At 34.2% G+C, this 24,818-nt stretch carries 26 protein-coding genes; 23 read left to right on the forward strand and 3 right to left on the reverse strand.

The window, feature by feature from the left end:
- Positions 1-140 precede the first annotated feature (140 nt).
- From CW357_RS10935 to CW357_RS11000, 14 genes are all read left to right on the forward strand, one after another.
- A complete protein-coding gene (locus CW357_RS10935; RefSeq protein WP_124218041.1) occupies positions 141-329 on the forward strand; it encodes a hypothetical protein in 189 nt (62 codons plus the stop codon).
- Positions 330-389: 60 nt separating this feature from the next.
- Complete coding sequence (locus CW357_RS10940; RefSeq protein ID WP_164489587.1) at positions 390-677, forward strand: YesK family protein; 288 nt, start codon at positions 390-392, stop codon at positions 675-677.
- A gap of 287 nt (positions 678-964) precedes the next feature.
- Positions 965-1,663 (forward strand): hypothetical protein, encoded by a 699-nt coding sequence (locus CW357_RS10945; RefSeq protein ID WP_124218043.1) that lies wholly within the window; start codon positions 965-967, stop codon positions 1,661-1,663.
- Positions 1,664-1,836: 173 nt separating this feature from the next.
- The gene (locus tag CW357_RS10950; RefSeq protein WP_124218044.1) at positions 1,837-2,247 is read left to right on the forward strand and encodes a PH domain-containing protein; all 411 of its coding nucleotides are present in this window, start codon (positions 1,837-1,839) and stop codon (positions 2,245-2,247) included.
- 80 nt (positions 2,248-2,327) lie between these two features.
- Positions 2,328-2,900 carry a VanZ family protein gene (locus tag CW357_RS10955; RefSeq protein ID WP_124218045.1) on the forward strand — a complete coding sequence of 191 codons (573 nt, stop codon included), beginning with the start codon at positions 2,328-2,330 and terminating at the stop codon, positions 2,898-2,900.
- Between the two features lie 99 nt (positions 2,901-2,999).
- Positions 3,000-3,503, forward strand: coding sequence for a DNA-deoxyinosine glycosylase (locus CW357_RS10960; RefSeq protein ID WP_124218046.1), 504 nt, complete (start codon positions 3,000-3,002; stop codon positions 3,501-3,503).
- Between the two features lie 223 nt (positions 3,504-3,726).
- Positions 3,727-4,584, forward strand: a complete 858-nt coding sequence (locus CW357_RS10965) for a MurR/RpiR family transcriptional regulator (RefSeq protein ID WP_124218047.1) — start codon at positions 3,727-3,729, stop codon at positions 4,582-4,584.
- On the forward strand, positions 4,581-5,723 hold the full coding sequence (locus CW357_RS10970; protein ID WP_124218048.1) for a M20 peptidase aminoacylase family protein: 1,143 nt from the start codon (positions 4,581-4,583) through the stop codon (positions 5,721-5,723). The genes CW357_RS10965 and CW357_RS10970 overlap by 4 nt, the downstream gene beginning before the upstream one ends.
- The gene (locus tag CW357_RS10975; protein ID WP_124218049.1) at positions 5,720-6,541 is read left to right on the forward strand and encodes a GNAT family N-acetyltransferase; all 822 of its coding nucleotides are present in this window, start codon (positions 5,720-5,722) and stop codon (positions 6,539-6,541) included. The genes CW357_RS10970 and CW357_RS10975 overlap by 4 nt, the downstream gene beginning before the upstream one ends.
- Positions 6,542-6,555: 14 nt before the next feature.
- Positions 6,556-7,686, forward strand: coding sequence for an o-succinylbenzoate synthase (gene menC / locus CW357_RS10980; protein ID WP_124218050.1), 1,131 nt, complete (start codon positions 6,556-6,558; stop codon positions 7,684-7,686).
- Positions 7,683-8,762: a YkvI family membrane protein gene (locus CW357_RS10985; protein ID WP_124218051.1), complete on the forward strand. Its 1,080-nt coding sequence runs from the start codon at positions 7,683-7,685 to the stop codon at positions 8,760-8,762. Before menC ends, CW357_RS10985 begins: the two co-directional genes overlap by 4 nt.
- A gap of 279 nt (positions 8,763-9,041) precedes the next feature.
- Entirely contained in the window at positions 9,042-9,239 is a 198-nt protein-coding gene (locus tag CW357_RS10990; protein WP_124218052.1) for a DUF4177 domain-containing protein, read from the forward strand.
- Between the two features lie 174 nt (positions 9,240-9,413).
- Complete coding sequence (locus CW357_RS10995; RefSeq protein ID WP_124218053.1) at positions 9,414-10,184, forward strand: DODA-type extradiol aromatic ring-opening family dioxygenase; 771 nt, start codon at positions 9,414-9,416, stop codon at positions 10,182-10,184.
- Positions 10,185-10,775: 591 nt separating this feature from the next.
- Positions 10,776-11,366 (forward strand): GNAT family N-acetyltransferase, encoded by a 591-nt coding sequence (locus CW357_RS11000; protein ID WP_124218054.1) that lies wholly within the window; start codon positions 10,776-10,778, stop codon positions 11,364-11,366.
- A 66-nt stretch (positions 11,367-11,432) separates the two neighbouring features.
- Here the strand turns inward: CW357_RS11000 and CW357_RS11005 are convergent, their stop codons facing one another.
- Complete coding sequence (locus CW357_RS11005; RefSeq protein WP_124218055.1) at positions 11,433-11,882, reverse strand: MarR family winged helix-turn-helix transcriptional regulator; 450 nt, start codon at positions 11,880-11,882, stop codon at positions 11,433-11,435.
- Between the two features lie 207 nt (positions 11,883-12,089).
- Between CW357_RS11005 and CW357_RS11010 the strand changes: the two genes are divergently transcribed.
- From CW357_RS11010 to CW357_RS11020, 3 genes are all read left to right on the forward strand, one after another.
- Positions 12,090-12,932, forward strand: coding sequence for an alpha/beta fold hydrolase (locus CW357_RS11010; protein WP_124218056.1), 843 nt, complete (start codon positions 12,090-12,092; stop codon positions 12,930-12,932).
- Positions 12,933-13,240: 308 nt separating this feature from the next.
- Positions 13,241-14,935 (forward strand): FAD-dependent oxidoreductase, encoded by a 1,695-nt coding sequence (locus CW357_RS11015; RefSeq protein ID WP_124218079.1) that lies wholly within the window; start codon positions 13,241-13,243, stop codon positions 14,933-14,935.
- A 372-nt stretch (positions 14,936-15,307) separates the two neighbouring features.
- A complete protein-coding gene (locus CW357_RS11020) occupies positions 15,308-16,882 on the forward strand; it encodes a long-chain-fatty-acid--CoA ligase (protein WP_124218057.1) in 1,575 nt (524 codons plus the stop codon).
- A 125-nt stretch (positions 16,883-17,007) separates the two neighbouring features.
- On the opposite strand, the gene CW357_RS11025 is transcribed toward CW357_RS11020, so the two are convergent.
- Complete coding sequence (locus tag CW357_RS11025; RefSeq protein ID WP_124218058.1) at positions 17,008-17,544, reverse strand: GNAT family N-acetyltransferase; 537 nt, start codon at positions 17,542-17,544, stop codon at positions 17,008-17,010.
- Between the two features lie 144 nt (positions 17,545-17,688).
- On the opposite strand from CW357_RS11025, the gene CW357_RS11030 reads away from it, so the two are divergent.
- From CW357_RS11030 to ade, 3 genes are all read left to right on the forward strand, one after another.
- Entirely contained in the window at positions 17,689-18,225 is a 537-nt protein-coding gene (locus CW357_RS11030; RefSeq protein ID WP_124218059.1) for an RNA polymerase sigma factor, read from the forward strand.
- Positions 18,194-19,198, forward strand: a complete 1,005-nt coding sequence (locus CW357_RS11035) for a DUF4181 domain-containing protein (RefSeq protein ID WP_124218060.1) — start codon at positions 18,194-18,196, stop codon at positions 19,196-19,198. The genes CW357_RS11030 and CW357_RS11035 overlap by 32 nt, the downstream gene beginning before the upstream one ends.
- A 161-nt stretch (positions 19,199-19,359) precedes the next feature.
- Positions 19,360-21,108, forward strand: coding sequence for an adenine deaminase (ade, locus tag CW357_RS11040; RefSeq protein WP_124218061.1), 1,749 nt, complete (start codon positions 19,360-19,362; stop codon positions 21,106-21,108).
- 68 nt (positions 21,109-21,176) lie between these two features.
- On the opposite strand, the gene CW357_RS11045 is transcribed toward ade, so the two are convergent.
- Positions 21,177-21,533: a hypothetical protein gene (locus CW357_RS11045; RefSeq protein ID WP_124218062.1), complete on the reverse strand. Its 357-nt coding sequence runs from the start codon at positions 21,531-21,533 to the stop codon at positions 21,177-21,179.
- Between the two features lie 608 nt (positions 21,534-22,141).
- Between CW357_RS11045 and CW357_RS11050 the strand changes: the two genes are divergently transcribed.
- From CW357_RS11050 to CW357_RS11060, 3 genes are all read left to right on the forward strand, one after another.
- Entirely contained in the window at positions 22,142-22,648 is a 507-nt protein-coding gene (locus CW357_RS11050; RefSeq protein ID WP_124218063.1) for a hypothetical protein, read from the forward strand.
- Between the two features lie 169 nt (positions 22,649-22,817).
- Positions 22,818-24,242, forward strand: coding sequence for an FAD-binding oxidoreductase (locus tag CW357_RS11055; protein WP_241155077.1), 1,425 nt, complete (start codon positions 22,818-22,820; stop codon positions 24,240-24,242).
- An 11-nt stretch (positions 24,243-24,253) separates the two neighbouring features.
- Entirely contained in the window at positions 24,254-24,769 is a 516-nt protein-coding gene (locus CW357_RS11060; protein ID WP_124218065.1) for a hypothetical protein, read from the forward strand.
- Positions 24,770-24,818 lie beyond the last annotated feature (49 nt).

Raw genomic sequence — 24,818 nt, forward strand, 5'->3', positions numbered from 1 at the left:
AAAATAAATGGATTGCCTGAAGAATAAAGGCCTTTTTAATAGAAGTGTTAATTACAATAATTGGAAAGTTATGCAATTTGCATGATATAATAAGGTGAGATATTACAAAACCAAACTGAAAAATTATAGTGGGGGAAATTATGAACTTTCTATCAAAGAAATTTTTAGGTAATTCCATTATCGTTTGGATCATGATTATTTTATTATGCCCAATAGGAATGTATACAGTCATAATGAAACACAACGCTCAAGGATTCTATTATTTAATATTAATGGCTGTCTTAATCTTCATCTTTGAAGATATAATATTTAAAAAAGGAAAAAAATAATCCATTTTCTTACACATTTTTGTTTTTTGAAAGATATAACTATAGATAGAAGCTATGAATATGGCAGGGGAGATGTGTAAAATGGAAGGCTTCGGAATTTTTATTTATATTGCGATAGGAGTAACTGTGCTTTTGGTTGTTGCATCAATATTGTTAAAAAAATCAATTCCAGAGAAGAAAGATAAGTACCTTAGGATTGGTTTTTATGCGCTACTGATAATAAGCATAGGTATTGTAATTAGTAGCTTGTTTGTAGGAGGTTGGAGTGGTATGGGTTATGGATTTATTGGAGCCTCTATTCTCGTAGGAACAATAGTAGGTGGTATTGTAAATAGAGTTACAAGTTAGTTATTTTGGGTGAATAAAATTAATAAAGGTGGCAATTAGCTACCTTTCCATTTTCTATACAATGCCCCTAGAACAATTAACCAAAATATTATTCGATTTTTGAGGCCTTGAAATAAGCATTTGCACCACTCGTATTTCAATAAACATTCATATACTATATGGAAATAATCAAGTATTTAGTTTATTTAGGACTTGAAGGCTTTTTAAAGTTTGAATTTTTAGGTAGGCAATAAGGGCAATGATTAATACATACTAAATTTTATAAACAATTAAAGGTGGGGTTATATATGATAGGACAAGTTGGAAGATCGCAACTAAGTTTGTTAGGAAGTGTGAAATCAAAAGTAAATCGACAAGTTCTAGAATTAGATGCTTTGAAAAATACAGAGTCGATTGAAGCAGAGCAAATAGAATACGATGAATATGGCCATACAAAAGTATTTGGAATAAATGTAGGACATTCATTATTAGCAAATCAATTTTCTGAAGAAGATGTGAAACGTTGGAGCCAAATCAATCAAGAACAAGGGCCGTTAAAGATCATTTTTGACGAAATGGCAGGAATAGAGGCTACTACAGGGTATTCAACTGGATATTCAATGAACTTTTTTGATTTTTGCTATTTAGCAGAAAAAGGAACTATGGTAAATCCACAAAATGCTCTAAGTCCAGGTGAAGCACAACAACAAATTCAATCAAAAAATTGGTTAACCTTTTTCAAATATACAACGGTTAATGGTAAAAGAATCAATGTTCAAGATGCGATGCAGCATTTAGATATTTTACAACGCTGCTATGAAATTGGACTAATTAACAATAAAGGTGGCTTAATGCGTTCAGAAGAATTACTTGCAACCATTAACAAACAAAGATATGAAGAACAGCGTGCCTTTTTAGAAAAGCAATTTGCAAAAGATTTAGAAACAAAAGAGCCTGAAGTAAATCGTTTAGGAAAAGCAAAACAAGCATATAAAGATTCCATTTAAGAACAAATCCCTCTCATTTAAATGACACCATAAAAGAACGTATCGATAAAGTGGAATTTAGCTTATCATGTATCGGATCTCAAGGCGTATTCTTATAGGAAGTAGTTATTACCAATCCATATAAATTGTAGTTTATAATTAACTTACAATTATTAGAAAAAAGGAGGGCCTTAATGTATTTCCCATCAAAAAAAGATTTATGGATATATCCTATCAATTGGGGTTGTATAATTGCATGTTTCTCTCCAATCTTTATAGGAAGAGACTATGAAGCACTTTTTTTCACGATTCCTTTAGCAATCCTGTTAGCTTGGAGTTGGTTTACTACAGGGTACACCGTAAATAGCGAATTACTAATCATCCGAAATGGTCCTATAAAAAAGAAAGTGCCAATAAAAGATATTAAAAAAATAACAAAAACAAAAAATCCGTTAGCATCTTCCGCACTTTCGATGGATAGGCTTGAAATCATTTATAGCTCTGAATTCGGAATGGCACTTGTTTCTCCTAAGGATAAACAAAAATTCGTATCTTTTCTAAAAAGTAAAAATCCACAAATTGAGGTTGATAACAGTATAAAGTAATGAGTGTTAGTGCTTTCGAAACATTATTTAGCAGCATAAGGTTTACAAACTACTAATTAAAAATATGGAGGAAATAGTAGATGTCTCTACATATTCTATACAATATTGTTCCTTGGGGATTTATATTATTACTACTTTATATATTTATAGATATATTTTTGGATTTCTTTAGGAAACCGAAGATGACTAATACGAAACGAATAATATTCTATAGTTTTTTATTTTATGTATTGAGCTTGATTCAAATAAAATTTGGAGGAATCACACTCCCGATACTAACCCAACCATATAATTTTCGCGTTACTGTTCCAGATGGATTGTTTGACGAGTATTATTTTATATATAAGAAGACAACAATGAATGTTCCTTCTGCTATTTTTTATAATTTACTTTTATTTATTCCTTTAGGTATTTATCTTTCAATTCTGTTCAAGTTAAATGGCTTAAAGCAAGTTGTACCTACTGTTATTCTAAGCTGTATTGCAATCGAAATTCTTCGTTTTGCTTTTGAATCGTTTGGATTAGTCTTGGCTTTAAATAATAACATGCTTATAAAGACCTTATTATTCAACATATTGGGCGGGATACTTGGATATTTATTGATAAAGGCTATATTTGGCATGAAAAATCGTCTATTTGCTATCGGTCATTGATCTATATAATTTATCTCACCTAGACTATTTTGAGTGAGTGGTATGGAGCAGCGAGGGTATAATGGAGAAGTATCATATTTAAAAGAGGGAAAAGGGAATATGAATATCCAAAATGTTTTACCACCTGTCATTGATGAATCTACAAAAGTTTTAATATTAGGTTCCATGCCAAGTCAATTATCGCTGCAAAAACAACAATATTACGGGAATCCGCGAAATCACTTTTGGCCCATTATAGGGAAAATCCTAAATTGTGAAATTCCATCAGATTATGATGAACGAATAAAACTTTTAAAAAAACACCATATCGGTCTTTGGGATACCATTCAATCTTGTGAAAGAGAAGGTAGCTCAGATGCTAGTATTCGAAATGTCATCCCAAATGACTTTAAGAATCTATTCTTGAAATACCCGAATATTCGAATCTTACTATTTAATGGTGGTAAATCCTATTCAGTCTTCAAGAAATATATGGGACTCGAACTTCTAAAACAAGTTGACTATGCAAAAATGCCTTCAACGAGTCCAATTCCCGGCAAAAACATTAAAACGTTTGATGAGAAAGTTGAAGAATGGCGGGTTATTGAAGAATACATATCCTAAAGGTTACTTTGAAGACCTTTAGGGTATTTTTTTTTATACTTTTGGTTCATTTTTTTTAATAGGATTGAACAATTAATCTCAAATAAACTTAAATGAATATAATTTTCAGAAAAGTTATTGAATTTAAAAATTAAAAGTGCTATTGTTATATACAACAAATTGAAGTCAAAACTTCAAGAATATATAAAAATAAAGTATAAACTTCATTTTGGAGGTTATAAATATGTATCAAAAATTGATACAAGAACATTTTGAACAGCTGTCAAAAGGACAGAAAAAAGTAGCAAGTTACATTCTGGAAACACCTCATGATGTCGCTTTAAAATCAGCTCAAGAAATTGGTGAAGCTGTTGGGGTTAGTGAAACAACTGTTATTCGCTTTTGCTATGCAATTAAGTTGTCAGGCTATAGTGAATTGCAATCTATTATTCGAAGTACATTTATGAAGAGTAAAAGTTCACTAGGTACATACTTAGCAACAAAAAACAAAATTGAAGCAAATGGTAGCTTTCATGAAAAAGTTATGCAAAATGATGCGATGAAAATACAAGAAGTGTCTGAATTGATCAGTAAAGATTCTTTTCAAGAGAGTTGTCAATCTTTACATAATGCAAAAAAGATTTATGTATTAGGACTTCGTTCATCTTTTGCAGCTGCGCAATGGTTAGGGTTTACATTAAATCTTTTGCGACCTGATATTCATATGATTGAACCACAGTCACAAGATATTATCCAACTACTCAGCCATATGAAGAAAGGCGAGGTATTGATTGTTTTATCTTTTCATCGATACTACAAAGAGACAATCGATTTAACACGGATGATCAAGCAAAAGGGAGTTACTATTATTGGGATATCTGATGCGATGACAGCACCACTATATCAGTATGCTGATTACTATTTTCCTCTCGGGTCAGCAGAAACGTCAACAATTGATATCATGCCAATCGTCATTTCTTTTTTGAATACATTAGTTTCAGGCATGACGATTCAAGCGCCAGAGCAATATGAGATGTATAAAGCGCAATATGATAGTGTTGATAGTAGCTTTTTATTTTTAGATGGAGATGATTTTAAATGAAACAATTACTAGAGGAAATAACTCCAACACTAAAAGATGTCTTTACATATCTACATAGCCATCCAGAAATAAGTTGGAAAGAACAAAATACAACGAATTATATTAAACAACTATTAGAGTCATATGGTTTTGCACCACATTTAATAGAAGGATCAACTGGTTTATACGTTGAAATCGGGCATGGTAAACCAGTTATCGGACTTAGAACAGATATTGATGCCCTTTGGCAAGAAGTAGATGGAGTCTTTCAAGCAAATCATTCATGCGGACACGATGGACATATGACCATGGCGATTGGGACATTGTTATTGCTTCAAAAATTACACACCCCAGAAAATGGAACAATCCGCGTCTTATTCCAACCCGCAGAGGAAAAAGGACAAGGTGCGCTACATTTTATCGACAAAGGTTTGGTTGATGATGTCGATTTCTTATTTGGTGTTCATGTCAGACCGATTGAGGAATTACAAGATGGCACATTTAGTCCAGCAATCTACCATGGTGCTGCAAGATTAATAACAGGTACGATTTACGGTAGAGAAGCACATGGTGCACGACCTCATCTTGGCAAAAATGCCATTGAGATTGGTGCTTCTTTAGTAAATGCTTTGCAAAGTATTCACATCAATCCGATGATTCCATCATCTATTAAATTGACAAAATTCCACGCAGGTTCAGCAGCAAATATTATTCCTGGAAAAGCGGAATTTTCAATCGATGCACGCTCTCAAAAAAACGATGGTATAACTGCATTGATGAAGGAATTTGAACATGCAATTGCTGGAGTCGAAAAACAATATGATATTAAAATTGACTATCAGATTGACGCTAATATAGCAGCCGCAGAAGTAGATAAGGAAGCTATGCAACTAATGCATAAAGCGATAGTTGAAACGGTTGGTGAAGCTAATACGAAACCCCCCGTAGTAACAACAGGCGGTGAGGATTTCCACTTTTACACCTTAAAATGTCCGAATATTAAAGCAACTATGCTTGGGCTAGGTTGCGGTTTACAACCAGGTTTACATCACCCGAACATGACATTTAATAGAGATGCACTAATTACAGGGGTCGAAATTTTAACACGAACTGTATTGAATGCAGTTATATACGCAAAGGAAGAAGTGACACCAAAATGATTACGTATAAAGTATTAACAACAAATGAGGAAATGGAACTTGTACAACAACTAGAACATGCCGTTTGGGGTACATCTCCCATCCCGACACATCAAACACTTACAGCTGTAAAGCATGGAGGAACAGTAATTGGTGCATTTGATGGAGATAAAATTGTTGGTTTTAGCTATGGTTTTGCAGGATTTGAAAATGGAAAAGTTTCGCTTTGTTCACATATGCTCGGTATTCTCCCAGAGTATCGAGAACTTGGAATAGGGGCAGAGCTAAAACAACAACAAAAACAACTCGCCGTGAAAATTGGGTATGAAAGAATGACATGGACGTATGATCCATTACAAACAAGGAATGCCTATTTAAACTTAACGAAATTACATGGCGTATGCGATACATACATTGAAGATTGCTATGGAAAGATGGATGATGGTTTGAACAAAGGTTTACCTTCAGACCGATTCCAAATCGATTGGTGGATCACAAGTGATTACGTCAATCAGTTTGTGAAAAAAGAATATGATAAACCGACTGTACTTGCGTCATGGGCATATAACGATCAGAATGTACCGTATTGTGATGATGAATATTTTCGGAAAATAACGAATTTTGATAAAGAGGCCTATCTCGTACCAGTACCTGCTGACATCACTAATTTAAAAGAACAAGATTTAGATGTTGCCGTCGATTGGCGATTGAAAACACGTACCATCTTCAAAACATTATTTCAAAATGGATATACAGCTATTGAATTAGTAAAAACAAAAGATAAACCAGTTCATTATTATCATCTTGTTCAAAAAAATAAATTAATAATTCCACAATAGAAAGGATTTTATAGATGAAAATTCAAAATATCACTATTCGACATTTAAAAATGAAAATGAAAGCACCTTTTACAACGAGCTTCGGAACATTTGTTAATAAAGAGTTTCTACTATTAGAAGCAACAGATGAATTAGGCAACAAAGGATGGGGAGAGTCGGTTGCATTTGATTCCCCTTGGTACAATGAAGAAACTTACAAAACAAATTGGATCATTCTAGAAGACTTTTTAATTCCACTAGTCAAAGGAAGAGAAATCGAACATCCAGATGAAATCAACGAATTATTTGCATTCATTCGCAAAAACAATATGGCAAAAGCAGCTCTTGAGGGTGCTGTATGGGACTTATATGCAAAACGGACACATCAAACATTAGCCTCAGCACTTGGAGGAGACAAGAAAGAAATCGAAGTCGGTATTAGTATCGGTATTCAAAAATCAGTTGAAAAATTACTTTCATTAATAGATGGATATGTAAAAGAAGGCTATAAACGTATCAAAGTGAAGATCAAACCAGGTTGGGATGTCGATGTCATTCGTGCGATTCGAGAAAGATTCCCGGATGTTCCATTAATGGCGGATGCGAATTCAGCATATAGCTTAGAAGATGCAGCGTTATTAAAGCAACTCGATGAATTTAATCTAACAATGATCGAACAGCCCCTTGCTTCTGACGATATTATCGATCATGCCACATTGCAAAAAAAATTGAAAACACCTATTTGTTTAGACGAAAGTATCCATTCTTTAGAAGATGCACGCAAAGCTGTTGAACTAGGAAGTTGCGGCATTATTAATATTAAAATTGGTCGTGTCGGTGGATTAACAGAATCCAAAAAAATCCACGATTATTGTGAATCAAAAGGGATTCCTGTATGGTGTGGTGGAATGTTAGAGTCTGGTATTGGACGAGCTCATAATGTAGCGATTACAACACTTTCTAACTTTATCATGCCAGGCGATACGGCAGGTTCTGAACGTTATTGGGAACGTGACATTATCGATCCTGAAGTAATCGTTGAAAATGGTTATATTACAGTACCAGACGAACCTGGAATTGGATACGAGCCAAACCTTGAACGAATTGAAAAATTCACCGTCAACAAAAAAGTATATAACTTAGTAGACGAAGAGGTGGTTCGATGAAAAAGAGTTTTGAAATGGCCGGAGCATTTATCGGTGTCATTGTTGGTGCTGGTTTTGCCTCTGGACAAGAAATCTTGCAATTTTTCACTAGCTTTGGCTGGTGGGGAGTTGTAGGTACGGCAATTGCAACGGTTTTATTTGCTTTTTTAGGCATGAATTTAACTACATTAGGGAGTCGCTTACATGCGACTTCTCATAAAGAAGTTGTCTATCAAATTTGCGGGAAGTATTTAGGTGCAGCAGTAGATTTTGTCATCACGTTCTTCTTATTTGGAGTATCTGTTGTTATGTTTGCGGGAGCAGGTTCGATTTTTGAAAACCAATTCGGCATTCCGGCCATGTATGGTAGTTTAGCGATGTTAATCGTAACAATATTAACACTGATGTTCAATGTTCAGAAGATTATCGCGATGATCAGTGCAATTACACCTTTCTTAATGGTATTGGTAGTCATTATTGCTGGTTATTCCATCTTTACAACGGATTTAACAGCTGGACAAATGGATCAGTTAGCAAAACAACAAAATTCAGGGTCTTCTAATTGGATTTTAGGGGCACTATTGTATGTATCCTACAATCTTGCAGCAGGTGCATCAATGCTTACTGTAATGGGCGGACTTGAAAAGGATGAGAAAATCGCAAAAAAAGGCGGAGTTTACGGTGGTATTGGATTAGGTATTCTTATTTTGCTTATAAATGTCGCAATATTCACAAAAATAAATCAAGTTGGTAGTTCGGATATGCCAATGCTTACACTTGCAACGAACATTTCACCGATTCTTGGTGTTCTCATGTCAATTGCTTTACTGGGAATGATTTATAACACAGCTGTAGGTATGCTTTATGCCTTTACTGTTCGTATCGTTCCAGCAGAAAGTAAACATTTCAATTGGGTAGTTTGGGTAATTGGTGTTGGTGGATTTGGTCTAAGTTTTGTAGGCTTTATCACTTTGGTGAGCACGGTATATCCAGCAATGGGGTACTTAGGTTTTGTTTTAATGATTGCCATTGTGATTGCATGGTTTGTGAATGTCAAACGTTCAAAAGCGAAATCATTAGTTGTAAAAGAAGCTTGATGTTGAAAAATATATATGTAGCGAAGCCTTCCAAATGGATAACTGGAAGGCTTTTTCTATAAAAAGAAAGCACTAAACAGCATATATAAGAATTTCTATTAACATCTTTTGTATTTAAAATGATAGACACATATGACAGTTTACGACTGTCAAAATTTATTGTGTAATCTTTATTCAACGAGGCAGGTTAATAGAATAATGTTGCCTCTAAATGTTAGTTGAAACTTATTTTAATTGAAACCGTACAAATATTATTATATTCAAAAGGAGGATAATAAAATGTTTGAATACAAGTTCGTCAAAATAGAGTTTAAAAAAATATCTGGTAAGCCTAAAGAAGACTATCAAGAAGTAATTAAAAGTCACGCAGAACAGGGATGGCGTTTTGTTCAAATTTTCTCTCCTGACAGTGTAACTTCAGGAGTTGCAGTAGGTTCTTATTATGATTTAATCTTTGAAAGACCTGTACAAAAGTAAACTGAACAGAAAGATTAAAGGAAACTTACTAAATTTAGATTCCTTTAATTTTTATGTGAGTATATTTAACAGAGCCTAAATAAGATTTATAGACTGCCTGACTTCTGTTTTTACCTTGAAAAGATTATGATGAAATTAGATATTGAAAGGGTTATAAAGAAAGGAAGTTTTCAAATGGTTCCAGCATTATTTATAGGACATGGTTCACCATACTTAGCAGTAACTCCAAATGACTACTCAGCGTTTCTAAAGGATTTAGGAAAACGCATTAAACCGAAAGCGATTGTCATCTTTAGTGCTCATTGGGAAAGTGAAACATTAGCAATCACCTATACAGATGATATTTTAGATACTGTGTATGATTACTACGGTTTTCCTGAGGAAATGTATCAGATTAAATACCCTGCGAAAGGCTCAAAAATAGTTGCAGAAATAGTGGAAGATCGTTTTAAAAAAGCTGGAATTCCTACTCGTCGTGAAGTAGAACGCGGTTTAGACCATGGTGTTTGGGTAGCGTTAAAACATATGTATCCAGAAGCAGATATTCCAGTCGTTGCGATTTCTGTTAACGCATTTTTATCACCAAAGGAGCAATATAAAATTGGAAAATCCTTACAGGGGTTTGACGAGCAAGATATTTTAGTAATTGGTAGTGGTACAACCGTTCACAATTTCCAATGGATGAACCCTAGTGCAACAAGTCCAGTAAAAGAAGCAGTCGATTTTGATAACTGGATTTTTGAACATGTTGAAAAAGGGGATATTGATACATTAGATCAGTATCGTTCACTTGCACCAAATGCTGTCCTTGCCGTTCCTAGAGCAGAACATTTTGTGCCACTATTCATCGCAATGGGAAGCGCAAGCAACAAATCAACAAAACCAAAAAAGATCAACCAAACCTATGAATTCGGTACGATGAGTAATATGTGTATAGAATTTTAGATATAGTTTTAAGAAGAGAGGGAATTGCCCTCTCTTTTTTTGACTTTTTAACCATAGCAGAAGGGAAATCCATAGTAAAAGCAGGAATGTTGATGATTGATAAAGAATATTTTATAGATTAGGGGGTACCACTACCGAGTAATATGTTGGGAGGAATTGTACTTATGTTGCACCTTTTTTACAGGATAGCAGTAGGCTTATTATGAAAGGAGGGTGATTTCTGATTAGCTTTCGGTATAGATTTTTACATAATTTACTTGATATTGTTGGAATATATTTAGTCCCAGTTCTATGTGTTGTCTTCTGTTTAAATCTAGTAAAGATATTAAAAAAAGTTAAGAACGACGAAAAAACTACTATTAATACTTTTTGGTTAACCGTATCTTTTCTTTTAATAATGTGGAGTATTACTTATAGATTAGCGTTTTAATTTCACTAAGGTATTCTTAGGCTGCTATCCCTAGTTCCACTTCCATATACCAGAACCAAATACTTTTGGAAAAATATACTATATATGGTAGTTCCATTATGTTATAATAATTGGAAAAGATAGTAAAATAACAATGGTATTATAAAGATGGGAGAGTTAACTTGAAACAAGAAAACCTTTTAATGGTAGAGCATAGTCGAATGGAAAGTGAGCGTCTTATATTACGTCCGGTATCGTTTGAAGATGCTGAAGATATGTATGAATATACATCTGATGAAGAAACAACACGTTACCTTTATGACCAACATAAAGATCTAAACCAAACAAAAAGTTTTATAGCAAACTATTTTATAAAAGAGCCAATCGGTAAATATGCAGTTTTGTTAAAAGAAGAAAACAATAAAATGATTGGTGCAATTGAGTTTAGAGTCCACGATTATAATAAGAGTGGAGAACTAGGTTATACATTAAATAGGCATTATTGGGGAAAAGGTTACATGACAGAAGCAGGAAAGTTAATACTCGATTTAGCGTTCAATATACTAGAGTTAGAAAGAGTATTTGCAGAATGTGATGTTAAAAATGAAGCTTCAGGAAAGCTGTTGCGTCGTTTAGGTATGACACATGAAGCTACTCTTCGTAAAAATCATATGATTAAAGGTGTCCTTACGGATAGTGAATATTATTCTATGTTAAAAGAAGAGTATATCAATTTACAAACAGGAAAAGATGAGGCATCGGTTATCAATTAAACATAATAAAATGCCAATCATACAAAAAATCCACTCCTACAGTCAGGAGTGGATTTTTCTATACCTCTATTTCTTGGAAGCCGTATTTAGCTGTTGTAGAAGTTGCTTTATTGTTACGTTTATTTCATTTAACTCTTCTTGCTTCATGCCAGAAGCTTCTAGCAAGGATTGAGGAATGCATGAGGCTTTTTCCTGTAGTGCTTGACCTGCATTCGTAATGTGGATGTTCATAATGCGTTCATCTTTTTTGTCACGATGACGCTCGACAAGACCAGCAGCTTCCATACGTTTAAGTAGAGGAGTCAGAGTACCAGTATCCAAACTTAGTACCTCTCCAAGTTCTTTAATCGTACTTTTCTGCTTCACCCATAAAGTGACCAAGACTAGATATTGAGGGTAAGTGAGTTGAAGTTCGTCTAAATATGGACGGTAAAGTCGCAAAATTGCCCTTGAACAGGCATACAATGAGAAGCACAAGTGATCTTCTAATTTAAGATTATCCGCGTTTGTTTCCATAGTTATACCTCGTATACTTAATATTTTTTCATCTTTATTTTAACATACCTCTACAATAATAAAAAACATTTTGCAAAATTTAATTGTTGACAATACTTTATGGATAATATAAGATTAATTTACAAAATACATTTTGCACAATATAATTTTACGAAATACAATTATGCAAAATGAAATTTGTCAAATAATATATTGGAGGGATTTATAATGAGTAAAGTTACAGTTGGAATCGAAAATGGAGCACCTATCGAGCTACACTATGAGGATGTTGGCGCAGGAAAGCCAGTGGTATTGATTCATGGTTGGCCGCTTAGCGGAAGATCATGGGAAAAACAAATTCCCGCATTAGTTGAAGCTGGTTATCGTGTTATTACGTATGATCGTCGTGGATTTGGTCAGTCATCACAACCGTGGAATGGTTACGAGTACAATACATTTGCAAACGATTTGAATAAACTTCTCGTTCATTTAGACCTACAAGATGTTACACTAGTTGGATTTTCTATGGGTGGAGGCGAAGTCGCACGTTACATCGGCACTTACGGAACAGAGCGAATTGCAAAAGCAGTGTTAGCAGGGGCTGTTCCTCCATACCTTTACAAATCAGAAGATAATCCGGATGGTGGATTTGACGATGAAGTGATTAATGGGTTACAAGAAGGAGTTAAGACAGATCGCCTTGCGTTCTTAGAGACGTTTACAACTAACTTCTTCGCATCTGGAGACAGAACAGATTTAGTAAGCGAAGAATTCCGATTACACAATCGTGATATTGCAGCATTTGCTTCACCAAAAGGTACGCTCGACTGTATCGCGGCTTTCAGTAAAACAGATTTCCGAGACGACCTAGATAAATTTGATGTACCGACTTTGATTATTCATGGTGATTCCGATGCAATTGTTCCGCTAGAATTCAGTGGTCAAAAGGCACATGAAAGAATCCCTAATAGCCAACTTGTTGTCATAAAAGGTGGACCACATGGCTTGAACGCAACACATGCTGAACAATTTAACACAGCACTTGTACAGTTCTTAAAAACAGATTTATAATAGCTTCTATTCGTAAAGTAGATTAATATTTTATTAACTACTAGAATCCATTAAACATTTAAATAATTTAATGAGTGCTCTTCACTTTATAAGCGTTTTATCATCAATTCTTTTCAGCCAATTCATAATAAGAATCTTATTCTGTTAGATTACAAAACCGGAATGAGATTCTTTTTTTAGAAAATAAATGACTAAAAGAATAATTTGAAATTTAGAATAATTTATGGCAGATACATATATTATATTGACAATATACCTAGTGGGGTATAAATTGAAGCAGAACTCGAAGTTTCAAAATGGGGGTAAGCATAGTGAAAAAGATTTTAATCGTAGGTGGCGTAGCAGGCGGAGCTTCTACTGCTGCAAGAATTCGCCGTTTAGATGAACAAGCAGAAATTATTATGTTTGAAAGAGGACCACATGTTTCATTTTCAAATTGTTCGTTACCATTCCATTTGAGCGGAATTGTTGAAGATAGCAAAAGATTGGTCTTAACGAATCCAACCGCTTTTAAAACAAAATATAATATTGAAGCACGTGTACAACAAGAAGTTGTTAATATTAATCGTGAAGTTAAAACAATTACAGTCAAAAATTTACTAACAGATGAACAATATGACGAAAGCTATGATTATTTAGTTTTATCACCGGGTGCGAGTCCAATCGTTCCAAATATTGAAGGAGTACATGCTCCTCATGTTTTTACTGTAAGAAACGTCAATGATATTGAACGTTTAAACCAATTTGTAAAAAATGATAATGTCAAAGATATTACAGTTGTTGGCGGAGGATTTATCGGAGTAGAAGTAGCGGAAAATCTACGCTTGGCAGGGAAGAATATAACTTTAGTACAATCAAATAATCAAATTATGACACCATTTGATTATGATATGGCACAAATTTTGCATAAAGAAATGATTGATAAAGGTGTTCAACTATTTGTTAATGATGCTCTCGCAAAAATCTCAGATGATTCTGTTGTATTAAATTCTGGCAGACAAGTGAAAGCCCAAGCAGTCGTTCTAGCGATTGGCGTTCGACCGGAAATTTCTTTAGCAAAAGATGCTGGACTAGAAATCGGTGAACTCGGGGGGATAAAAGTTAACCCTAATTATGTTACATCGGATCCATTCATCTATGCTGTAGGTGATGCAATTGAAGTTTATCATCGCTTGCTGCACAAGCAAACAAGACTTGCACTTGCAGGTCCAGCACAACGACAAGCACGTGCAGCTGCAAATCATATATACAATATACCAAATCAAAACACAGGTGTAATCGGTTCATCTAGTATTCAAATATTTGACTTGAACTGTGCCGTAACAGGTCTAAATGAAAAAACAGCAAAAGACGCTGGTTTTAACGTAAATAGTGTGTACTTAATCGCTCCAGATAAAGTTGGACTTATGCCAAATAGTAATCCATTACACTTCAAACTAGTATATGAAGTACCAACTGGAAGAATTTTAGGTGCACAAGCTATTGGTAAGGGGAATGCAGACAAGCGTATTGATGTCATTGCTACTTTAATAACAATGAATGGTACACTAGAAGATCTGAAAGAATTAGAATTATCTTACTCACCAATGTATAGCACAGCAAGAGATATCGTAAATCTTGCAGCGTTAGTTGGCTTAAACTTATTATATGGTCGATATAATCAAGTTGCGGTTTCACAAGTTCGCGAACTAATGGAGAAAAATGCATATTTTGTAGATGTTCGTGAAAAAAATGAATATGAAAATGGACATTTAAAAGGTTCAGTGAATATCCCATTAAGTGAACTTCGCGATCGTATGGATGAAATCCCAAAAGATGTTCCAGTTTATGTTCATTGTCGTTCAGGGCAACGTAGCTATAACGCAGTAATGGCATTGAAAAATTCTGGATTTAATAATATTTGGAATGTGTCAGGATCATTCCTAGGTATTTGTCTGTATGAATACTTCAATGATATTGCAACAGGACGTGAAAAAATCGTAACTGAATATAATTTTAAATAAAGGTATCTCTAGAGGAAGGATGATTTTTAGACTTCACTAAATTACCTTTTTGCTAGAAATAATTATTAGGCGACTTTTTGTTCAATTTTGAACGGAAAGCCGCCTTTTTTCTTTTCTCTTTTTCCTTTGGGAGTGTATCGTCTAGTGAAATAGACATTATCAGATATATTCTAAAAAAACTATTAGTTTATTCATAAAATTAGTAAATGGAACATAAATACTGATATATTGATATTTTATAAACTACTAGATTCATTTTATTTATAAATATCAAATAATTCTCTTTAAATCAATTAATATCTTAATTATGTACAAAAATATCTTAATAATGTAAAATTAATTTAATTCATTTTTACTAAGGGGTGTATAGGGATGAATGTACAAATGGTGCTAACAGATTTTTTAGACAGAGCAGTAGAATTATACGGGGATAAAGAAGCTATTTTTGATGAAAAGAGAGCTTTTACTTACGCTCAAATAAACGGACGAGTTAATCAGTTATCTCGCGGTCTACAGTCCCTTGGGGTGAAAAAGGCGGATAAGGTAGCCTATTTAGCTTCCAATACGATTGAAATGTATGAAGGTTTTTATGGAATCTATCAATTAGGGGCTATTATGGTTCCACTGAATATCCGTTTAAAGCCTGAAGATTACTTATTTATATTAAATCATAGTGAATCTAAGATTTTACTAGTGGATCAAGATTTGTATCCTTTAATTGTTCCTATAAAAGATAAGTTAGAAACAGTTCAACAAATTATCGTTCACTATAAGGATGAAGAAACGCCTGAACTAGGGTATGATGAATGGCTTGGGAATTTTGATGATAGCCCGTTTAATCGTGTAGAACTAGATGAGGATGACGTTGCTAGTTTACTATATACGAGTGGAACAACAGGAGATCCTAAAGGGGTTATGTTGACACACCGTAACAACTACTTACATGCACTAACAGCTATGCATCATTTACGTGTTATAGATGAAGATGCCCTGTTACATGTGTTACCGATGTTCCATGTAAACGGTTGGGGATCGCCGTTTTACTACACAGCAAATGGTTCAACACAAGTGTTTTTAAGAAAAGCAACACCTGAGGCAATCTTTAATGTCATTGCAAAACATAATATTTCAATTATTCATATGGCTCCAACTGTATTGAATTCTCTAATTCAATACTATGATGAATATACACCACCACTTTCTGAGAAATTACGCATTATTGTTGCGGGCTCAGCTCCTCCAATGGCGTTTATTGAAAGAGTGGAAAAAGAGATTGGTTGGGAATTTATCCAAGTATATGGCATGACAGAGTCTTCACCTTTAAGTACCATTTCTCGTATTCTTCCACAATATAAAGACTTACCAGACCAAGAAAAGTATCAGCTGAAAGCAAAAGGTGGCACTCAATTGATTGGTACGAAAGTGAAAGTTGTGGACGAGTATGGAGATGAGCTTCCGCATGATGGTGTATCTGTTGGTGAAATTGTTATAAGAGGACATGGCGTAATGAAGGGCTACTGGAAAAATGAGCAAGCGACCATCAACACACTTAAAGATGGATGGTTACACACAGGTGATGTCGGACATATCGATGAAAAAGGATATGTAGCGATTACAGATCGTAAAAAAGATATCATTATTAGTGGGGGTGAGAATATTTCTTCAATTGAGGTAGAAGGTGTGCTATATGACCATCCAGATATTTTAGAAGCAGCTGTCATTGCGATTCCGCACGAAAAATGGGGTGAAACACCTCATGCATATGTTGTCTTAAAAGAAAATGCTAAGCTAACAGAGCAAGATATTATCGATTTCTCTCGCTCTAAACTTGCACATTTCAAAGCAGTTACGGGTGTAACTTTTGTGGATGAGTTACCAAAAACAGCATCAGGAAAAATTCAAAAAGTGCATTTGAGAAAAACTCATCTAGAAAAATCGGAAGTGTAATATATAACGGGGGTGTCCTTAAAGGGAACCCCCTTTTTTAATGGCACGGTTAAAATTAGTTGATGATAGATAAAATAGCAGGTACAAATCAAAATCACATCATCTCTTCGCACATTTCAGAAAAATTATTTTTTATGATTCATTCTCCACTCGTCTTCTAAAATCCCCATTTCAATCAAGTTCCAATATTCATCTCCATTTTTTCTTGCATCTCTTAATAACCCTTCTTGAACAAATCCTACTTTTTCGTAACATCGAATGGCAGAGGCATTAAAGTCAAATACACCTAAAGTCACTTTGTGCAATTGCATTTCTTCAAAAGCAATTGCTAAGACAGCTTTCACCATTTCAGCACCAATGCCTTTTCCACGATACTGCGAAGAACCTACCAATACTTTGCCAATCCTAGCAGATTTATTCACTCTATCAACTCTCCCTAAAGAGATATGCCCAATCACTTGTTTTGTATCTTGGTCAATGACCTTAAAAATATATGTATCCGAATCCTCTTTGTTTGCATTTTGTATATACTTTTCGAATTGTGAAACCGTTAAAGGATATTGGAAAGCAGGACCAGCCCATTGTAATGTAAATGAGGCCGATGGGATCCAACTTATTAGTTGTTCTATATCAGTACGTTCAAAGTACTCCAACTTTATCATTTGAAGTCCTCCTTCATTTTTATGATAGGCTATCAGAATTTTATAAAATTAGTATATCATAGTAGATAAATAGAAATTTTAATTTTTACATCTAGTGATTCTTTTTCAATGGTCACTCGTCTATAGCTGTGAAGGGGGATTCAAATGCAGCAAAAACAGTTTGAATGTTTTTACGAAGAATATAGTGATGCCATATTTAAATACATATTAATGCTTGTTGGCAATAAGGAAACTGCTGAGGACTTTACACAAGAAACGTTTTATCGAGCGTATAAGCAATTCGAGACGTTTAAAGAGCAGGCATCTATTCAAACGTGGCTACGAAAAATTGCAAGAAATTTAGTTTATGATCATTACCGAAGAAAAAGAATTATTCAATTCATTCCGTTTCTCTCACAACATGAACAACAAGACACAAATTTGCTCCCAAGTGAAATCGTCGAGAAAGGGGAAGCAATCGTTGCAGTTTATCGTGCCCTCTCAAAACTTAAATTAGAATACAAGGAAGTTATCATCCTTAGAAAAATAGAGGGCCTTTCGATTAAAGAAACAGGGAATCTATTGGGATGGACAGAAGTAAAAGTAAAAAACGCAACAGCTCGTGCAATGCAAGCATTAAAAAAAGAATTGGAAGAGGGAGGGGAATTACATGGCGAAGGATTTAGATCAATTATTAAATGAGCTCTCCACAATTGAGCGAGATCCGAAACAAAAACAACAAAGTTTCCAAAAATTATCAAAGAGAATTCAACATCCTAAACATAAACAATTTAACAAATGGAAACCTGCATTTGCACTTGTCATGCTAGTTTTTGTGTGCAGTATGTATTTTCTAACCTTACGATCAGAACCATCTACGCAAAATTCAGTAAGAGCAGAAAGTATGATGGAACTTTTAAAAAGTGATGCTATTCATTTCGGATCAATGGATATTTCAACCTCCCATTCATTAAAGTACACACCAACTGGAAATCCATTCCGTTATTTTGGTTTTGAAAAGGGAGTTGAACCATTTAGTAGAATTTATAATACAGAATATTTCCTTAAAACAGCAAAACCAATCAATAATATAGATTTAAAAATTCATGAAATTTCGATTAGAGATGTACGTGTTGAATATAATAACTGGAATAGCGGTAGTGAGGAAATATTATTTCTTAAATTTGCTTTTTTAGATAATACCGACAAACTTCTTTATGTAAAAGATATGAATCATAACCAATGGTATAAAATTGAAGGAGAACCTGCAGAGAAACTACAAAAACTAAAATATACATCGAATTATTTGGATTCTTGCGCTAGTATCATTTATTTTTATGCTGGAATTTACGTTTTATCTTTTTTGATCGGAGCCATTATCAAAGATAAATTTCCCATTATTAAACGGACACCTATCTATATAGATAAGAAACATAAGTATATCGATTGGTCTATTCGTTTTGGTTTTATCCTGATCATAGCAGGCTCTTTGTATTACTTCGGAGTGATTCCTATTGCCATGATAGTAGTTTTGAGCTTTATCTATTGGGGAATCCAACTTTATATGGAGTTAAAACATCGGCCAGAGGCTAAACGACATTACCTCATTATCAATTTAATGATCCAAGCGACTGTAATTTTAATCGGAGCTATATGGTATGGCCTTTTTAGGTGACATTTTATGTAAATAATACGCTAAAAAGGCGATTCTTCTTTAAAAATTCTTCCATGGGTATGTTAAGTTAACTCTCTATGCCTATGTATTACTTTTTGTTCATACTAGGAAATTTGTGGTATAAATGTAGAAAGCAATATTTAGGTATAGGGGGTAATTGTATGAATGATGAGTTAATGAGAAAAAAAGAAAGAATATTAAGTTCCCAAAATAGCAAAAAAGCGGATTTCATCTTACGAAATGCAAAAGTTGCAGATGTCTTTAATCTTCAATGGCGAAAAGCGGATATAGTGGTGACGGATGGAATGATTGTTGCCATTGATGAAGATGGAATGTTCGAAGCATATGACGAAGAAGATGCAAATGAGCAATACGTGATTCCGGGCCTGATTGACGGTCATATTCATATCGAATCCTCTATGTTACCACCGTCTGAATTTAGCAAAATTTTATTGCCTCATGGGATTACGACTGTAATAACAGATCCACATGAAATAGCGAATGTTGCAGGTGCTGAAGGGATTCAATATATGTTAGATGATGCCGAAAATGCAGAGATGGATATCAACGTAATGCTACCATCAAGCGTACCGGCTACTTCTTTTGAACATGCAGGGGCAACATTAAATGCACAAGATTTACAACCGTTTTTAACGCATCCAAATGTGTTAGGGTTAGCAGAAGTGATGGATTTTCCTGCAGTATTACAAGGCCAAGAAGATATGCTTCAAAAAATAGCGCAAACAGAAGCTACAAGAAATATTGTCGATGGGCATGGCTCAGGACTAAATGCAGGTCAAATTCGGGGATACCGAGTTGCAGGAATTCAAACAGATCATGAATGTGTAAACGCAGAAGAAGCAGCTATCAGAATACAACAGGGGATGAATGTATTAATACGAGAAGGCTCTGCAGCAAAGAACTTACGCGATGTATTACCTGCTGTCAATTCTGCCAATGCAAGAAGATTCTTATTTTGCACAGATGATAAGCATTTAGATGAATTGATTGAAGAAGGAAGTATTAATCATTCGATTGCTTTAGCGATTGAAGAAGGGATGAATCCACTTCAAGCGATTCAGCTAGCAACGTTAAATGCAGCGGAATGTTATCGAATGTACCAAAAAGGTGCATTAGCAGAAGGGTATGTAGCCGACTTTATCGTGCTCGATGATTTAACAGCTTGTAAGCCAAAATCAGTTTGGAAAAATGGCAAGAAAGTAGCTGAGAATGGGAAACTTCTAGCTAATCAAAATAAAACAAAAGAAGTGCCACCTTCTATTTTACAATCCGTTCATATTCCAAAGCTAACAGCGCAAGATTTAGCTATATCCTTTAGACATAGTAACCTCGCTAATATAATCGAAATTGAACCAAACCAAATTATCACCCATAAAAAAGTCGCTGAAGTGACAGTGGAAAATGGAGAATTTGTTCCTTCAGTAGAAGATGATTATTTAAAACTTGCAGTGATTGAGCGTCATCATAATCTAGGAAATATTGGGCTTGGCATAGTTCATGGTTTTGGATTGGAAAAAGGCGCAGTTGCTACAACCGTTGCTCACGATTCCCACAATGCACTTGTATGCGGAACAAATGATGCAGATATGTTATTAGCATTAAACGAACTACAAAAAATGCAAGGGGGCTACATCGTTGTAGCAGATGGAAAAGTACTAAGTGCTTTACCTCTCCCTATTGCAGGACTTATGACAAACGAAAAGGCAAATGTAGCAGCTAAACACCTACATCATTTACATGAAGCGTTATTACAACTGAACCCTGATTTGAATTTCCATCTATTTTTAACATTATCATTTATCGCATTACCAGTCATACCATCATTAAAGCTGACAGATACGGGATTATTTGATGTAACCAGTTTTCAACATATCTCAATCGAAGCATAAACAACCAACATATAAAATAAAGAGCAGATTCCAAAAGAAATGGAATCTGCTTTTTTAATAAGGTAGTGCTATGCCTTTAAATCATTGAAAATGGTAAATATGAATAGTACACCTGATAAAGCAACTGCAACTGCGCCAGTGTAAACCCAATTTAAGGCAGGAGCAGGGCTAATCAGCAACACGCCCATTAAGAAAATGACTAGACCTATATTGAATAGCCAAAATTGAGCTTTAGCTAAATCTGTATTATCTGAGATATTAAAGTTGTTGTAAATAAGCCCAATCACAGCGCTCGACAACCATCCAAAAACAAGTATATGAAGATAAGCGACCCACTCATAGTTGGATGTAGCGATCATATAGATCCCTAAAGCAATTCCGAGTACAAAATATACAGATGAAACTCTAATCCAATTTAAAGACATAGGAAACACCTCCTTCTATCCTTATAAATATGCCAAGGAAAATGTAAGCGTTAGCATAAAAGCACAGGTATTGAGGGATTAACATCGAAATAAGAAAGGGATTTTATTTAATATATAGAATCATAATATTGAACAATAATTAAATTAAGATATAAGTTTTCAAATTCAAAGATATCTTGAAAGGGTGAAGTAAATAAAGTGTTCGAAATGCCAAAAAGAGAATGCAGATTATCTTACAAAATGTAAATATTGCGGTCATAGATTTATTTCATTAGATATTACAGAAAATGTATTATAATATTGTGAATGTGGTTGTCCTGTTCCAATAACAAATGGTAAAGGTTATTGTGTAAATTGTCAGGAAGAAGTAAATAGTTTTGAACTGTTTTAGAAATAAATTTATATAGGATAACTCTTAAAATCTGAGTGAATAATATCCATTGAGTAGAGTTTTTGGTGAAGATGATAGAGATTAGAATGCTAGGATTAAAGTTTTACTTCCACTTCTCAACAGTTGGGAGCGAATGTTTGATTGACGATAATTTTCTGAAAGTTACGATACTCTAAGAGATTACCAATCTTTATTTTCCTAAGTGAGGGGTGAGATTGTGGTTCATAAGTTTTTTTATCCAATGTTGATTATTATAATCGGCGTTTTATGTGTTATTGTATTTTATTTAGGATTCGGAGGATCACGTGACGAAACTAGAAATGATTTTTATCATTTAAGATTATCAGGAGAAAGTCCGCATTGGGAGCTAAATGGTTACCAATTGGATTTGACTTCAGGGATTCTTAATTCAGGAAATGGTAAGCTTCGGTTTAAATCAAGTGGTAATGATTACACTACTAATTATTTTGCCTTTGAAATGAATGCTGTCATTAACAAAAAGGAAGAAACCCTGCAGAGCAAAGCAGTTACAGGAACCGAGAATTTTAAAAATGATATTGATACAGGAGCTGTCGAAGGATCACCACCAATAATGAAAGACGGAAAGTCCATAGAGTTTAAAGACATAGATAAACTATATGCAGTGATTTATTGGGAAGGAAAAAAGGATGGAAAAGTACACAAAGAATTTATAGATTTGTATGATCGGGTCAAGGAAAACTAAGTAAATGTAATGTAGTATCAAGTCCTTTATATATATCGCCGTCTAATTCAAATGTCCTGTTTACTAAATAATTGGAAATCTAACAATTTTTCTATGATAAAATTCCTTTAGGAATATTTTATAAGGATTTGATGATTCTATGAAGCGATTTTTTAAGAGTCCATTGTTTTTGAGCCTTCTTGTATTGATCATTGTGTTTTTAATAGCTTTCAATATTCCGATTGAAAAGCGAAAATATGGACTTGCTCAAAGTGGAATGACGACAGATTATACAGGGCTTTTACCAGAACATGTCGACCGTGTTGTTAAAGCAACTAATCGTACGGATTTACAAAATATAGTGAAACAAGCCAATCTAGAGGGTAAACATATTTCAATCGCAGGTCTTCAACATTCACAAGGAGGACATACATATTATAAGGATGGCATTGTCATTGATATGCGAACCTTCAACAAAGTAATGGAGGTAAATAAACAAGAAAAAACGGTTCGAGTTGAAGCAGGGGCTAGTTGGGAAGATGTTCAAAAAGCAGTTCAACCATATGGCTTAGCACTTAAAGTGACTCAGTCGCAATCGATTTTTACAATTGGTGGTTCTCTTTCGGTAAATGCACACGGCAGAGATATTCGTTTTGGTCCTATGGCAGATATGGTAAAAGAAATAACATTATTGACGCCAAAAGGGGACATCAAGACGATAAGAAAAAATGATGCTTTAATGGGATATGTGCTAGGTGGCTACGGATTATTTGGCGTAATACTAGATGTCACGCTCGATTTAACAGATAACGAACTGTATACCATTCATACAAACAAGATGAAAACGAATGAATATGAATCATACTTTAAGGATGTGCTCAATAATCCTAAAGTTGCCATGCATTATGCGAGAGTTAGTGTTGCACCAAGTTCATTTTTAGATGAAATGTATGCAATTGATTATTATAAAACGGGAAAATATGATCAAAAAACGAAGTTAAAAGAGGAAAGCTTAGTACATCTAACCAAGTATTCACTTGATATGGGGAGACAAGGTGGTTTTTTAGAGGACCTGTTTTGGAATACACAAAATCTTTATATGAAACAGATTGAAAACTCTCAAATAACCCGAAATAATGTAATGCGTTCTGAATCTACTTTTATGGAATTTACAAAGCCAGGAAAGGTAGAAGTATTACAAGAATTTTTTGTACCTGTTGGTGAATATGGTGAGTATATGAAAGAGTTAAAACAATTTCTTCCTGCGAATGATGCAGATGATGATTTTAAAATACACAATATTACCATTCGATATGCGGCAAAAGATAGAACGACTTCTCTTAACTATGCAAAAGAGGATATGCTCGGTTTAGTTATTCTTATACAGCATGGTCTTCAAGAAGAAAATATTCAAAATGCTAAGAAAATGATACAAAAATGGACCGATATCACTTTGGCACATGGAGGCACATATTATCTTCCGTATTATCCATATCAAACAAAGAAACAATTTAAAGAATCCTATACAAATTGGAAAGATTTTAAAGATGAAAAGTTAAAGCTCGATCCAAATGAAGTGTTCATAAACAATTTTTATCAAAATTATTTGAAGTAACGAGGTAAAGTATGAAAAGAAAATGGAATCGGTTAATCCCATTAATCATTACAGTTGGCCAAGTAGTCGTTTTTCCATACTATGTGATTTGGCTCAAAGGAGTATCTCTTACATTTACGCTATTTGCATGGCTATTTGCGACGCATTCTTTTTCAGCTGCATGGGGCTATCGAACATTTCAAACCAAAAAGAACAAAGAAAAATCACGCATCTCATTCGTATATCTTGGAATGGGATGTGCTTATTTGGTGGTAGGCCAATTTAATATAGAAATGGATTTCTTACCATACATAGCACTAATTTTACAAGTCTTATTAGGCTTTCTTCAAGGCTATTTCCGTGCATGGCATGTTGAACAAGATAGCTATCATCTACATGCAGTAAACCACTATATATTAGTAGGATGGATCATGATTTCTTTATCCTTTATCAAAATTATCTCACCTGTTGTAATTATCTCCATGTTTGGATGGCTATTATGTGGGTGCGGATTGTTGAAGATGCTAGGCAAGAATGTTAGTAATTAGATTTAATCTATTTTTATACAAAAAAGGATTTTGCGGAAAAATGTGTAAT

This window comes from Rummeliibacillus sp. TYF005 (assembly GCF_003844195.1).
Classification (GTDB): domain Bacteria; phylum Bacillota; class Bacilli; order Bacillales_A; family Planococcaceae; genus Rummeliibacillus.

Excerpts from the sequence above, each read along its gene's own strand:
- CW357_RS10940 (WP_164489587.1), top strand. The coding sequence starts at position 390 with ATGGCAGGGGAGATGTGTAAAATGGAAGGCTTCGGAATTTTTATTTAT.
- CW357_RS11035 (WP_124218060.1), top strand. The coding sequence starts at position 18,194 with ATGGCGAAGGATTTAGATCAATTATTAAATGAGCTCTCCACAATTGAG.
- CW357_RS10950 (WP_124218044.1), top strand. The coding sequence starts at position 1,837 with ATGTATTTCCCATCAAAAAAAGATTTATGGATATATCCTATCAATTGG.
- CW357_RS10990 (WP_124218052.1), top strand. The coding sequence starts at position 9,042 with ATGTTTGAATACAAGTTCGTCAAAATAGAGTTTAAAAAAATATCTGGT.
- CW357_RS11010 (WP_124218056.1), top strand. The coding sequence starts at position 12,090 with ATGAGTAAAGTTACAGTTGGAATCGAAAATGGAGCACCTATCGAGCTA.
- CW357_RS11020 (WP_124218057.1), top strand. The coding sequence starts at position 15,308 with ATGAATGTACAAATGGTGCTAACAGATTTTTTAGACAGAGCAGTAGAA.
- CW357_RS10960 (WP_124218046.1), top strand. The coding sequence starts at position 3,000 with ATGAATATCCAAAATGTTTTACCACCTGTCATTGATGAATCTACAAAA.
- CW357_RS10955 (WP_124218045.1), top strand. The coding sequence starts at position 2,328 with ATGTCTCTACATATTCTATACAATATTGTTCCTTGGGGATTTATATTA.
- CW357_RS11005 (WP_124218055.1), bottom strand. The coding sequence starts at position 11,882 with ATGGAAACAAACGCGGATAATCTTAAATTAGAAGATCACTTGTGCTTC.
- CW357_RS11025 (WP_124218058.1), bottom strand. The coding sequence starts at position 17,544 with ATGATAAAGTTGGAGTACTTTGAACGTACTGATATAGAACAACTAATA.
- CW357_RS10965 (WP_124218047.1), top strand. The coding sequence starts at position 3,727 with ATGTATCAAAAATTGATACAAGAACATTTTGAACAGCTGTCAAAAGGA.
- CW357_RS10995 (WP_124218053.1), top strand. The coding sequence starts at position 9,414 with ATGGTTCCAGCATTATTTATAGGACATGGTTCACCATACTTAGCAGTA.
- CW357_RS11045 (WP_124218062.1), bottom strand. The coding sequence starts at position 21,533 with ATGTCTTTAAATTGGATTAGAGTTTCATCTGTATATTTTGTACTCGGA.
- CW357_RS11060 (WP_124218065.1), top strand. The coding sequence starts at position 24,254 with ATGAAAAGAAAATGGAATCGGTTAATCCCATTAATCATTACAGTTGGC.
- ade (WP_124218061.1), top strand. The coding sequence starts at position 19,360 with ATGAATGATGAGTTAATGAGAAAAAAAGAAAGAATATTAAGTTCCCAA.
- CW357_RS10985 (WP_124218051.1), top strand. The coding sequence starts at position 7,683 with ATGAAAAAGAGTTTTGAAATGGCCGGAGCATTTATCGGTGTCATTGTT.
- menC (WP_124218050.1), top strand. The coding sequence starts at position 6,556 with ATGAAAATTCAAAATATCACTATTCGACATTTAAAAATGAAAATGAAA.
- CW357_RS10970 (WP_124218048.1), top strand. The coding sequence starts at position 4,581 with ATGAAACAATTACTAGAGGAAATAACTCCAACACTAAAAGATGTCTTT.
- CW357_RS10945 (WP_124218043.1), top strand. The coding sequence starts at position 965 with ATGATAGGACAAGTTGGAAGATCGCAACTAAGTTTGTTAGGAAGTGTG.
- CW357_RS10935 (WP_124218041.1), top strand. The coding sequence starts at position 141 with ATGAACTTTCTATCAAAGAAATTTTTAGGTAATTCCATTATCGTTTGG.
- CW357_RS10975 (WP_124218049.1), top strand. The coding sequence starts at position 5,720 with ATGATTACGTATAAAGTATTAACAACAAATGAGGAAATGGAACTTGTA.
- CW357_RS11030 (WP_124218059.1), top strand. The coding sequence starts at position 17,689 with ATGCAGCAAAAACAGTTTGAATGTTTTTACGAAGAATATAGTGATGCC.